General features: G+C 53.9%; 10 protein-coding genes. 8 read left to right on the top strand and 2 right to left on the bottom strand.

Annotation, left to right across the window (positions count from 1 at the left end):
- Window positions 1-53: 53 nt before the first annotated feature.
- Together yfbR and alaA are read right to left on the bottom strand one after the other, a co-directional pair.
- Window positions 54-653 carry a 5'-deoxynucleotidase gene (gene yfbR / locus ACW9E7_RS13625; protein ID WP_010433329.1) on the bottom strand — a complete coding sequence of 200 codons (600 nt, stop codon included), beginning with the start codon at window positions 651-653 and terminating at the stop codon, window positions 54-56.
- A gap of 94 nt (window positions 654-747) precedes the next feature.
- On the bottom strand, window positions 748-1,962 hold the full coding sequence (gene alaA / locus ACW9E7_RS13620) for an alanine transaminase AlaA (protein ID WP_008500204.1): 1,215 nt from the start codon (window positions 1,960-1,962) through the stop codon (window positions 748-750).
- Between the two features lie 937 nt (window positions 1,963-2,899).
- Between alaA and lrhA the strand changes: the two genes are divergently transcribed.
- The 8 genes from lrhA to nuoH all read left to right on the top strand — a co-directional run bounded on the left by lrhA (window position 2,900) and on the right by nuoH (window position 13,081).
- Window positions 2,900-3,838, top strand: coding sequence for a transcriptional regulator LrhA (gene lrhA / locus ACW9E7_RS13615; RefSeq protein ID WP_111965271.1), 939 nt, complete (start codon window positions 2,900-2,902; stop codon window positions 3,836-3,838).
- Window positions 3,839-4,468: 630 nt separating this feature from the next.
- Window positions 4,469-4,909, top strand: coding sequence for an NADH-quinone oxidoreductase subunit NuoA (gene nuoA / locus ACW9E7_RS13610; RefSeq protein WP_014171000.1), 441 nt, complete (start codon window positions 4,469-4,471; stop codon window positions 4,907-4,909).
- Between the two features lie 15 nt (window positions 4,910-4,924).
- Window positions 4,925-5,599 carry an NADH-quinone oxidoreductase subunit NuoB gene (gene nuoB, locus ACW9E7_RS13605; RefSeq protein WP_003861482.1) on the top strand — a complete coding sequence of 225 codons (675 nt, stop codon included), beginning with the start codon at window positions 4,925-4,927 and terminating at the stop codon, window positions 5,597-5,599.
- Between the two features lie 89 nt (window positions 5,600-5,688).
- Entirely contained in the window at window positions 5,689-7,491 is a 1,803-nt protein-coding gene (nuoC, locus tag ACW9E7_RS13600; RefSeq protein ID WP_023312537.1) for an NADH-quinone oxidoreductase subunit C/D, read from the top strand.
- 2 nt (window positions 7,492-7,493) lie between these two features.
- A complete protein-coding gene (nuoE, locus tag ACW9E7_RS13595; RefSeq protein ID WP_006176513.1) occupies window positions 7,494-7,994 on the top strand; it encodes an NADH-quinone oxidoreductase subunit NuoE in 501 nt (166 codons plus the stop codon).
- Window positions 7,991-9,328, top strand: a complete 1,338-nt coding sequence (gene nuoF, locus ACW9E7_RS13590) for an NADH-quinone oxidoreductase subunit NuoF (RefSeq protein ID WP_008500209.1) — start codon at window positions 7,991-7,993, stop codon at window positions 9,326-9,328. Before nuoE ends, nuoF begins: the two co-directional genes overlap by 4 nt.
- Window positions 9,329-9,383: 55 nt before the next feature.
- Window positions 9,384-12,107 (top strand): NADH-quinone oxidoreductase subunit NuoG, encoded by a 2,724-nt coding sequence (nuoG, locus tag ACW9E7_RS13585; RefSeq protein ID WP_458727924.1) that lies wholly within the window; start codon window positions 9,384-9,386, stop codon window positions 12,105-12,107.
- Window positions 12,104-13,081 (top strand): NADH-quinone oxidoreductase subunit NuoH, encoded by a 978-nt coding sequence (gene nuoH, locus ACW9E7_RS13580; protein WP_008500211.1) that lies wholly within the window; start codon window positions 12,104-12,106, stop codon window positions 13,079-13,081. Before nuoG ends, nuoH begins: the two co-directional genes overlap by 4 nt.

The following is a 13,081-nucleotide window of genomic DNA, read 5'->3' as shown; positions in this document are numbered from 1 at the left end:
CGTGAGCGCAGAAACGTAGGCCGGGTAAGGCGAAGCCGCCACCCGGCGAAAAATTACAACGGCGAATCCTGACTGATCTCATCCAACGATAAATGGAAGCTCGGTACGAACACCTGCATAAAATAATCCATCTCTTCGCTGCGGCGGGATTCCAGCGTTTTTTCCAGGCGCGTTTTTGCCAGTAAAAATTCGTTATTCCCTGCGGACAACTCTTCAAGACACTTCAGATAGGCGCAGAGCGCGTCGGCCTGTTTGACCAGCGACTTTTCATCTTCCGTGTACTGATGCTCATCGATGAGCGGCTCAAAGATGTCGCGCAACTCATCCGGCACCATGTCGATCAGCTTCTGCTGGGCAATCTTCTCGATGGCCTTATATTCCTGCGCAATTTGCGAGTTGAAATATTTCACCGGCGTAGGCAGGTCGCCGGTCAGCACTTCTGACGCATCGTGGTACATCGCCAGCAGGGCAATGCGCTCTGCATTGACCTGACCGTTGAATTTGCGGTTTTTAATGGCGGCCAGCGCGTGAGCGACCATGGCAACCTGCAGGCTGTGCTCTGACACGTTCTCTGTGCGCACGTTGCGCATCAGCGGCCAGCGGTTGATGAGTTTCAGGCGGGAGAGGTGGGCAAAGAAATGACTCTGACTCATAGGATACCTTTTGTCTTCACTGCGACAGGCGTTCATTGTGCGGGGAGGGGAGGGAAGATGCAAATCAGGCTACCGAAGTAGCCTGATTTTAAGATTACTGATGGTATCCAGAGAGGAAGCGACCAAAGCGGCTGATGGCCATTTCGAGGTCATCTTCGCGCGGCAGCGTCACGATACGCACATGATCCGGCCACGGCCAGTTAAACGCCGTGCCCTGGACCAGCAGCACTTTTTCCTGCAGCAGGAAATCAAGCACCATTTTCTGATCATCGTGAATATTGAAGCGCTTCGCGTCAATTTTCGGGAACATATAGAGCGCCCCATTCGGCTTCACGCAGGAAACCCCCGGAATATCGTTGATCAGCTCCCACGCGCGGTTACGCTGTTCGTACAGGCGTCCACCGGGCACGATGAACTCGCTAATGCTCTGATAACCACCCAGCGCCGTCTGGATTGCGTGCTGCGCCGGAACGTTGGCACATAAACGCATGGAGGCCAGCATCTCCAGCCCTTCAATATAGCCTTTGGCGTGCTTTTTCGGACCGTTTAATACCATCCAGCCCTGACGGAAACCGGCCACGCGGTAGGTTTTAGACAGGCCGTTAAAGGTGACGGTCAGCAGATCCGGGGCCAGCGCTGCGATTGAGTGGTGCTGTGCCGCGTCGTACAGGATCTTGTCGTAAATTTCGTCGGCAAAGATGATCAGGTTGTGCTGGCGGGCGAGCTCGACGATCTCCATCAGCAGCTCTTTTGAGTATACCGCACCCGTTGGATTGTTCGGGTTAATGATCACGATGCCGCGCGTGCGGGGCGTGATTTTTGCGCGAATATCATCGAGGTCCGGGAACCAGTCGGAGGACTCGTCGCAAAGATAGTGCACGGCCTTACCGCTGGACAAGGATACTGCAGCCGTCCACAGCGGATAGTCCGGTGCGGGAACCAGCATTTCGTCCCCGCTGTTCAGCAGCGCCTGCATCGCCTGCACGATCAGTTCGGAGACGCCGTTGCCAATATAAATATCTTCAACGGTAACATCACGCATGCCGCGTGCCTGGTAGTGCTGCATGATGGCTTTACGTGCGGAGTAAAGTCCTTTTGAATCGCAATAGCCTTGTGCAGTAGGAAGGTTGCGGATCACATCAACCAGAATTTCATCCGGCGCTTCAAAACCAAATGGCGCAGGGTTACCAATGTTGAGTTTCAGAACCTTGTTGCCTTCCTCTTCAAGGCGTTTTGCCTCTTTCAGAACCGGGCCGCGGATGTCATAACAGACGTTATCTAGCTTGCTGGATTTTTCGATAGGGGACATGAACCTTTAACCTTTTCGCTATTATTGCCGCTCCCTGCCGTGGAAGTCAGCACGGAATAATGTACTCCCCCCTCGCTTCGTTTTGAAGGGTGTGCAGTAGAAGATTTTGTGCCAGCAGCAAAAAATTGATAAATCTTTTTCGCTGCACATTCGCTTTTATACTGGCTTAAAGTTGCACTTACGGTACCAAGATGGGTCGAATGTGCTATTAATTTTTCAAAATCCTGTATATTGTGCTGAATAAAATAAGTGGTGAGCCGGACGACGGTAGCAATCACCCTGAGTGACTTTTCGTAAATCCTGAATGCTTGAGGAATGTTCCTGTAAAAGCATAATGTGGCTAAAAGTTACTCATGTGAAATTAATGTTAAGTGCCATTAATGAATGGTCTTAATCTAAATTAAAATTTATTTATTATTAACCTATAAAATGCAACTTTAGTTAATTTTAATAAAATTAGTTTAGAAGCTTAACATTCTTCTTTAATCCTCAATATTGCAATAAGACTTATAAATAAAGTGGATTTGGGTTAAGATGTCTTACAGGAAAGCAGGGGGCAGATACACGGTTTTTGTATATCTGCAACTGATTTTCCGAATTAATTGATTGTTATTGTTGGAGTTATCTCTGGCTGGAATGTGTCGAACATCTCCTGCTACGTTGACAGCGCTGCGATAAAGATGGCAGAAAAGGTGTTATACCTTTAATGTAATTTACATAAACCTGCGAACATCTAAATATCCTGAACGTTTAAGAGAATAAAAATAACGTCATGAAACGTGCTTTCTGACTGTTGATATAAAGCAGCACAATAACTATCTGTCAGGCAGTCTGCCGGGCCGGGATGCGAGGGAAAACCTTCAGAGGGAATTGCTTAACTGTTACACACAGCTTCAACCCGGGCAGCTCCGCACGAGCAACCTGAAAGTGAATAGATATGATAAATGCAAATCGTCCGATAATGAATCTCGACCTCGATCTGCTGAGAACGTTTGTTGCGGTCGCCGATCTCAACACTTTTGCAGCAGCTGCTGCCGCCGTTTGCCGAACTCAGTCCGCCGTCAGCCAGCAAATGCAGCGGCTGGAGCAGCTGGTTGGTAAAGAGCTTTTTGCGCGTCATGGGCGTAATAAGCTCTTAACGGAACACGGTATTCAGCTTCTGGGTTATGCCAGGAAAATTCTTCGCTTTAATGATGAAGCATGTATGTCATTAATGTTTAGCAACCTACAAGGGGTGCTAACGTTAGGCGCATCTGATGAGTCAGCGGATACAATATTGCCGTTTCTTCTCAATCGTATCAGTTCGGTTTATCCGAAGCTTGCACTGGACGTTAGCGTAAAGCGTAATGCTTTTATGGTTGAGATGTTAAATGAGAATAAAGTCGACCTGGTGGTGACTACGCATCGTCCCGGGCAGTTTGATTGCCTGACGCTGCGTACATCGCCTACGCACTGGTATTGTGCAGCCGAATACGTGCTGCAAAAAGGGGAACCGGTGCCACTGGTCTTACTGGATGACCCGAGCCCGTTTCGCGATATGGTGCTCACGGCGCTGAATGAGGCCAACATTCCGTGGCGTCTGGCGTATGTGGCTTCCACGTTACCAGCGGTCCGTGCAGCCGTGAAGGCCGGTCTGGGTGTAACGGCGCGTCCGGTAGAGATGATGAGCCCCGATCTGCGCGTTCTGGGGAAGTCCGATGGCCTGCCTGCGCTGCCGGATACGGAATATCTGCTCTGCCACAATTCGTCCAGCCATAACGAGCTGGCAAAGGTGGTGTTCGACGCGATGGAAAACTACCATAACCCGTGGCAGTTCGAGCGCGTTACCTCCGAAGGGGGGGATGATTCCCTGATCGTTGAAGGGGATTTTGAGTGATCGCCAGCTCAAAATTCTGGTAACAAAATGTAAGTGTAAAAAAAAGCCACTCGTGTGATTTTCGCATGCAGTGGCTTTTTTTTAGCAATAATATCCGCTTATAGCATATGGATTTTCAGGATACTCTCTATTTATCAATAAGCTAAATGATTTTGCTTACATATTGTCCGTTTTCCGTTCTAACTTCATCCATATCCCTCTCATGTTAAAAAAACAGGAAATATGTTGCCGTTTTCCTGGTTGAATTAACAAAAGCGTGTCACAGATCAAGAAAATACTCCTATTTGGGGGGAGGAATCGTTGGCAAATCCTGTCAAAATAGGAGGGTTATTTTTTTTACTTCCGAAACGGACACGATTCAACAACATACATTTGACGGAAAGTCATGCACCCACCAGGGTTAAAGGGCACCAAATGTTAATGAGAATCGCTCGATGTAATTTAATGTGAAGAAACCTTTGTTAAAGTTGACAATAGGTTATAGAAAGGAGTAAAAAAACCCATCATTTTGCTGTCTACGTCTCATTTCTGACAGTTAGTGTAAGGTTATTTGTTCCTCCCCATGAATCGATGTGATGCCCATCTGCCAGCAAGAGCAGTGTCGTTGGTATCACTTTTGATGAGTAAGCAATGAGTATGTCAACATCCACAGAAGTCATCGCTCATCACTGGGCATTCGCAATCTTTCTTATTGTAGCCATTGGCCTGTGCTGCCTGATGTTAGTCGGCGGCTGGTTCCTGGGCGGTCGCGCCCGTGCAAGGCACAAAAACACACCTTTCGAATCAGGTATTGATTCAGTAGGTTCCGCTCGCTTACGCCTGTCTGCCAAGTTCTATCTGGTAGCCATGTTCTTCGTCATCTTCGACGTGGAAGCGCTTTACCTTTTCGCATGGTCGACGTCCATCCGCGAAAGTGGTTGGGTGGGCTTTGTCGAGGCCGCAATTTTCATTTTAGTGCTACTGGCCGGTCTGGTTTATCTGGTGCGTATTGGCGCGCTTGACTGGACGCCTGCGCGTTCACGTCGTGAACACATCAACCCGGAAAACAGTATCTCTAATCGTCAGCAGTAACAGCGAGGCAATAAGATGGATTATACGCTCACCCGCATAGATCCTAACGGTGAGAATGACCGTTACCCCCTGCAAAAACAGGAGATCGTAACCGACCCCCTGGAGCAAGAAGTCAATAAAAGCGTGTACATGGGCAAGCTCGAACATGCCATGCACGATATGGTCAACTGGGGTCGTAAGAACTCCATCTGGCCTTACAACTTTGGCCTTTCTTGCTGCTACGTTGAAATGGTGACGTCATTCACTGCGGTGCATGACGTTGCGCGTTTTGGGGCAGAGGTACTGCGTGCTTCCCCACGTCAGGCTGACCTGATGGTGGTAGCCGGTACGTGTTTTACCAAAATGGCACCTGTTATTCAGCGTCTTTATGACCAGATGCTGGAGCCTAAATGGGTTATCTCCATGGGGGCATGTGCTAACTCTGGCGGTATGTACGACATCTATTCCGTCGTACAGGGCGTAGATAAATTTATCCCAGTGGATGTGTACATCCCGGGTTGCCCGCCACGTCCGGAAGCTTACATGCAGGCATTGATGCTGCTGCAGGAGTCTATCGGTAAAGAACGTCGCCCACTGTCGTGGGTTGTTGGCGATCAGGGTGTGTATCGCGCGAACATGCAGTCTGAGCGCGAGCGTAAACGTGGTGAACGTATTGCCGTCACCAATCTGCGCACGCCTGACGAAATTTAAATTGCGCCTGTAGGCCTGGAGAACACCTTCGCATATCACTACTCAAATAGCGCGAAGCCAGGCTCAACAGTCACCACGGACCATTTGCAATGGTGAACAATATGACCGACTTAACCGCGCAAGAAGCCGCCTGGCAGACCCGGGATCATCTGGATGACCCAGTCATTGGCGAACTGCGCAACCGTTTTGGGCCGGATGCCTTTACTGTTCAGGCTACCCGCACCGGGGTACCCGTTGTTTGGGTGAAGCGTGAGCAATTGCTGGAAGTTGTCGATTTCCTCAAGAAATTGCCAAAACCGTACGTCATGCTGTTTGACTTACACGGCATGGATGAACGTCTGCGTACCCACCGCCAGGGTCTCCCTGCTGCGGACTTTTCCGTTTTCTACCACCTGATCTCAATAGACCGTAATACGGATATCATGCTCAAGGTGGCATTGTCTGAAAACGACATGCATTTGCCGACGATCACCAAACTTTTCCCGAACGCCAACTGGTATGAGCGTGAAACCTGGGAAATGTTCGGCATGACCTTCGACGGCCACCCGCATCTGACGCGCATCATGATGCCACAGACCTGGACCGGCCACCCGCTGCGTAAAGACTACCCGGCACGTGCAACCGAATTCGATCCGTTTGAGCTGACTAAAGCCAAGCAGGATCTGGAAATGGAAGCGCTGACCTTCAAACCGGAAGACTGGGGCATGAAGCGCGGTACCGACAACGAGGACTTCATGTTCCTCAACCTCGGTCCAAACCACCCGTCTGCGCACGGTGCATTCCGTATTATTCTTCAGCTCGATGGCGAAGAGATTGTCGACTGCGTGCCTGACATTGGTTACCACCACCGTGGTGCTGAGAAGATGGGCGAGCGTCAGTCCTGGCACAGCTACATTCCGTATACGGACCGTATCGAGTACCTCGGCGGCTGCGTCAACGAGATGCCATACGTGCTGGCCGTTGAGAAACTGGCGGGTATCGTTACGCCGGATCGCGTTAACGTGATTCGCGTTATGCTGTCAGAACTGTTCCGTATCAACAGCCACCTGCTGTACATCTCCACGTTCATTCAGGACGTCGGCGCGATGACCCCGGTCTTCTTCGCCTTTACCGACCGTCAGAAAATCTACGATCTGGTGGAAGCGATTACCGGTTTCCGTATGCACCCGGCCTGGTTCCGTATCGGCGGTGTGGCACACGATCTGCCGCGCGGCTGGGACCGTTTGCTGCGTGAATTCCTCGACTGGATGCCAAAACGTCTGGCGTCTTACGAGAAAGCCGCGCTGCGTAACACCATCCTGAAAGGCCGTTCCCAGGGCGTTGCTGCCTACGGCGCGAAAGAAGCGCTGGAGTGGGGGACAACAGGTGCAGGTCTGCGTGCGACCGGTATTGATTTCGACGTGCGTAAAGCCCGTCCTTACTCTGGCTACGAGAACTTCGACTTTGAAGTCCCGGTGGGCGGCGGTGTTTCCGACTGCTACACCCGCGTGATGCTGAAAGTGGAAGAGCTGCGCCAGAGTCTGCGCATCCTTGAGCAGTGCCTCAACAACATGCCGGAAGGCCCGTTCAAGGCGGATCACCCGCTGACGACGCCGCCGCCGAAAGAGCGCACGCTGCAACATATCGAAACCCTGATCACCCACTTCCTGCAGGTTTCCTGGGGTCCGGTCATGCCGGCGCAAGAATCCTTCCAGATGATTGAAGCGACCAAGGGTATTAACAGTTACTACCTGACCAGTGACGGCAGCACCATGAGCTACCGTACCCGCGTGCGTACGCCGAGCTTTGCGCACCTGCAGCAGATCCCGTCCGCCATCCGCGGCAGTCTGGTCTCCGACCTGATTGTGTATCTGGGTAGTATCGATTTTGTTATGTCAGATGTGGACCGCTAATTATGCACGAGAATCAACAACCACAAACCGAGGCTTTTGAGCTGAGTGAAGCAGAACGTGCCGCCATTGAGCACGAGATGCACCACTACGAAGACCCGCGTGCGGCGTCCATTGAAGCGCTGAAAATCGTACAGAAACAGCGTGGTTGGGTGCCGGATGGGGCGATCTATGAGATCGCGAAAGTGCTGGGTATTCCGGCAAGCGACGTAGAAGGCGTAGCCACGTTCTACAGCCAGATCTTCCGTCAGCCGGTTGGCCGCCATGTGATCCGCTACTGTGACAGCGTTGTCTGCCATATCACCGGTTATCAGGGCATCCAGGCTGCGATTGAGAAGAAGCTCAATATCAAGCCGGGCCAGACCACGTTCGATGGACGCTTTACTCTGCTGCCAACCTGCTGCCTGGGTAACTGCGACAAGGGGCCGACCATGATGATTGATGAGGACACTCACAGCCATCTGACGCCGGAAGCGATTCCTGACCTGCTGGAGCAGTACAAATGAAAACTGTAATTCGTACTGCTGAGACGCATCCGCTGACCTGGCGTCTGCGTGATGACAAACAGCCGGTATGGCTCGACGAATATCAGAGCAAAAACGGCTATGCCGGTGCGCGTAAAGCCCTGGGCGGCATGGCGCCGGACGACATCGTTAACGCGGTAAAAGAGTCTGGCCTGAAAGGCCGCGGCGGCGCGGGCTTCTCCACCGGTCTGAAGTGGAGCCTGATGCCAAAAGACGAATCCATGAACATCCGTTACCTGCTGTGTAACGCCGATGAAATGGAGCCGGGTACGTATAAAGACCGTCTGCTGATGGAGCAGCTGCCGCACCTGCTGGTGGAAGGCATGCTGATCTCCGCGTTTGCGCTGAAAGCCTACCGTGGCTACATCTTCCTGCGCGGTGAGTACATCGAAGCGGCAGAAAACCTGCGTCGCGCGATTGCCGAAGCCACCGAAGCGGGCCTGTTGGGTAAAAACATCCTGGGCACCGGGTTTGACTTCGAACTGTTCGTGCACACCGGCGCCGGGCGTTATATCTGCGGTGAAGAAACCGCGCTGATTAACTCCCTGGAAGGCCGCCGCGCGAACCCGCGTTCCAAGCCACCGTTCCCGGCAAGCTCCGGCGTATGGGGTAAACCGACCTGCGTAAACAACGTCGAAACCCTGTGTAACGTTCCGGCTATCCTCGCCAACGGCGTGGAGTGGTATCAGGGCATCTCCTCAAGCAAAGATGCCGGTACCAAGCTGATGGGCTTCTCCGGTCGCGTTAAAAACCCTGGCGTATGGGAGCTGCCGTTCGGTACCACCGCACGTGAAATTCTTGAAGACTACGCTGGCGGCATGCGCGATGGCCTGAAATTCAAAGCCTGGCAGCCGGGTGGGGCAGGGACAGACTTCCTGACCGAAGCCCACCTTGACCTGCCGATGGAATTCGAAAGCATTGGTAAAGCAGGCAGCCGTCTGGGTACGGCGCTGGCGATGGCCGTCGACCACGAGATCGGCATGGTCTCGCTGGTGCGTAACCTGGAAGAGTTCTTCGCCCGCGAGTCCTGCGGCTGGTGCACACCGTGCCGTGATGGTCTGCCGTGGAGCGTGAAGATCCTGCGTGCAATCGAACGTGGCGAAGGCCAGCCTGGCGATATCGAGACGCTTGAGCAACTGTGTCGATTCTTAGGCCCGGGTAAAACCTTCTGTGCCCACGCACCGGGTGCCGTCGAACCTCTGCAGAGCGCGATCAAATATTTCCGCGACGAGTTCGAAGCAGGCATCAAGCAGCCGTTCAGCAATACCCATGCCATCAATGGGATTCAGCCGAACCTGCTAAAAGCGCGCTGGTAACGACAAGAATTTTGATTAACGCTCGGTTTCGACCGAGCCAACTGGAAGCATGCTAATGGCTACGATTCATGTAGACGGCAAAGAATACGAAGTCAACGGGGCGGACAACCTGCTGGAAGCTTGTCTGTCTCTTGGCCTCGATATTCCGTACTTTTGCTGGCATCCGGCGCTGGGCAGCGTCGGTGCTTGCCGCCAGTGTGCGGTGAAGCAATATCAAAACGCGGAAGACACGCGTGGTCGCCTGGTGATGTCCTGTATGACGCCAGCCACCGAAGGCACTTTTATTTCGATTGATGACGAAGAAGCCAAACAGTTCCGCGAAAGCGTTGTGGAATGGTTGATGACCAACCACCCGCACGACTGTCCGGTCTGTGAAGAGGGCGGTAACTGCCACCTTCAGGATATGACCGTGATGACCGGCCACAGCTTCCGTCGCTATCGCTTTACCAAGCGTACCCACCGTAACCAGGACCTGGGGCCGTTCATCTCTCACGAAATGAACCGCTGCATCGCCTGCTACCGCTGCGTGCGTTACTACAAAGACTACGCAGACGGTCAGGATCTGGGCGTATATGGCGCGCACGATAACGTCTACTTCGGTCGTCCGGAAGACGGTACGCTGGAAAGCGAATTCTCTGGTAACCTGGTAGAAATCTGCCCGACCGGCGTATTCACGGATAAAACTCACTCCGAGCGTTACAACCGTAAATGGGACATGCAGTTTGCGCCAAGCATCTGCCAGCAGTGTTCCCTCGGCTGTAACACCAGCCCGGGTGAGCGTTACGGCGAGCTGCGTCGTATCGAAAACCGTTACAACGGCACCGTTAACCACTACTTCCTTTGCGACCGCGGTCGTTTCGGCTATGGCTATGTGAACCTGAAGGACCGTCCGCGTCAGCCGGTTCAGCGCCGTGGCGACGACTTCATTACCCTAAACGCTGAACAGGCGATGCAGGGTGCGGCAGACATTCTGCGCCAGTCGAAGAAAGTGATTGGTATTGGCTCCCCGCGTGCCAGCATCGAAAGCAACTTCGCGCTGCGCGAGCTGGTCGGGGCGGAAAACTTCTATACCGGTATCGCCCAGGGCGAGCAGGAACGTCTGCAGCTGGTACTGAAAGTGCTGCGTGAAGGCGGTATCCATACCCCGGCGCTGCGCGAAATCGAATCCTATGATGCGGTCCTGGTGCTGGGTGAAGACCTGACGCAGACCGGCGCACGCGCGGCTCTGGCGGTTCGCCAGGCGGTGAAGGGTAAAGCACGTGAAATGGCAGCGGCGCAAAAAGTGGCTGACTGGCAGATTGCGGCGATCCTGAACATCGGTCAGCGCGCGAAGCATCCTCTGTTTGTGACCAACGTCGACAATACCCGTCTGGACGATATTGCGGCGTGGACCTACTGCGCACCGGTTGAAGATCAGGCGCGTCTTGGCTTTGCCATTGCCCACGCGCTGGACAACAACTCACCGGCCGTTGAGCTGGATCGCGACCTGCAAAACAAGGTCGACGTGATTGTTCAGGCCCTGGCCGGTGCGAAGAAACCGCTGATTATTTCCGGTACCAACGCCGGTAGCGCAGAGATCATTCAGGCAGCAGCCAACGTGGCCAAAGCTCTGAAAGGCCGCGGTGCTGACGTCGGTGTGACCATGATTGCCCGTGCGGTGAACAGCATTGGTCTGGGCATGATTGGCGGCGGCTCGCTGGAAGCAGCGTTAAGCGAACTGGAGTCCGGTGCCGCTGACGCCGTTGTGGTGCTGGAAAACGATCTGCATCGCCACGCCTCTGCCGCTCGCGTTGACACTGCGCTCTCCAAAGCGCCGCTGGTGATGGTGATTGACCATCAGCGCACCGCGATTATGGACAAAGCGCACCTGGTGCTCTCTGCGGCAAGCTTCGCAGAAAGCGACGGTACCGTTATCAACAACGAAGGCCGCGCGCAGCGTTTCTTCCAGGTTTACGACCCGGCGTACTACGACAGCAACACCGTGATGCTGGAAAGCTGGCGCTGGCTGCACTCCCTGCACAGCACCGTGCAGAGCCGTGAAGTGGACTGGACGCAGCTCGACCACGTTATCGACGCGGTAGTCGAAAAACTGCCTCAGCTGGCAGGCATTAAAGATGCCGCGCCTGAAGCAAGCTTCCGCATTCGCGGCCAGAAACTGGCGCGTGAACCGCACCGTTACAGTGGCCGTACTGCGATGCGTGCCAACATCAGCGTGCACGAACCGCGCCAGCCGCAGGATAAAGACACCATGTTCGCCTTCTCGATGGAAGGGAACAACCAGCCGTCTGCGCCGCGTTCGCAAATCCCGTTCGCATGGGCACCGGGCTGGAACTCCCCGCAGGCATGGAACAAGTTCCAGGCTGAAGTGGGCGGCTCCCTGCGCCACGGCGATCCGGGCGTGCGTCTGATTGAAGCCTCCGAAACCGGTCTGGACTTCTTCACCACCGTACCGGCGCGCTTCCAGGCGCAGGACGGTAGCTGGCGTATTGCCCCGTACTACCACCTGTTCGGTAGCGACGAGCTGTCCCAGCGTTCACCGGTCTTCCAGACCCGTATGCCGCAGCCGTACATCAAGCTTAACCCGGCTGATGCCGCGAAGCTTGGCGTTAACGCGGGTGCAAACATCGCCTTTAGCTATGACGGCCAGACCATCAGCCTGCCGCTGATTATTTCTGAAAGTCTGACAGCAGGGCAGGTGGGTCTGCCGATGGGTATGCCAGGCATCGCGCCGGTTCTGGCAGGTGCGCGTCTTGATAATCTGCAGGAGGCAAAAGCATGAGTTGGTTAACGCCGGATCTTATCGACATCCTGCTGAGCATTCTGAAAGCGATTGTTATCCTGCTGGTGGTGGTCACCTGCGGCGCGTTCATGAGCTTTGGTGAACGTCGTCTGCTCGGTCTGTTCCAGAACCGTTACGGACCGAACCGCGTGGGCTGGGGTGGTTCACTCCAGCTGGTCGCGGATATGATCAAGATGTTCTTTAAAGAGGACTGGATCCCGCGCTTCTCGGATCGCGTGATCTTTACTCTGGCACCGATGATCGCCTTCACCTCGCTGCTGCTGGCGTTTGCTATCGTTCCGGTCAGCCCGACCTGGGTGGTCGCTGACCTGAACATCGGCATTCTGTTCTTCCTGATGATGGCAGGCCTCGCGGTTTACGCGGTCCTGTTCGCAGGCTGGTCCAGTAACAACAAATACTCGCTTCTGGGTGCGATGCGTGCTTCCGCGCAGACCCTGAGCTACGAAGTGTTCCTGGGTCTTTCCCTGATGGGCGTGGTGGCGCAGGCCGGTTCATTCAACATGACCGACATCGTCAACAACCAGGCCGACATCTGGAACGTTATTCCGCAGTTCTTTGGGTTTATTACCTTTGCCATCGCGGGCGTGGCAGTGTGTCACCGTCACCCGTTTGACCAGCCTGAAGCCGAACAGGAACTGGCCGACGGTTACCACATCGAATATTCCGGTATGAAATTCGGTCTGTTCTTCGTGGGCGAGTACATCGGTATCGTCACCATTTCCGCGTTGATGGTAACGCTGTTCTTCGGTGGCTGGCATGGCCCGTTCTTACCGCCGTTCATCTGGTTCGCGCTGAAAACCGCGTTCTTCATGATGATGTTCATTTTGATTCGCGCAGCGTTACCGCGTCCGCGTTATGACCAGGTAATGTCCTTCGGCTGGAAAGTGTGCCTGCCGCTGACGCTCGTCAACTTGTTGGTAACGGCGGCTGTCATTCTCTGGCAGCAGCCATAA

The sequence above is a fragment of the Enterobacter sp. H2G27 genome (assembly GCF_054403075.1).
The sequence above is the reverse complement of the archived record's forward strand: the minus strand, read 5'-3'. Positions and strand labels throughout refer to the sequence as shown.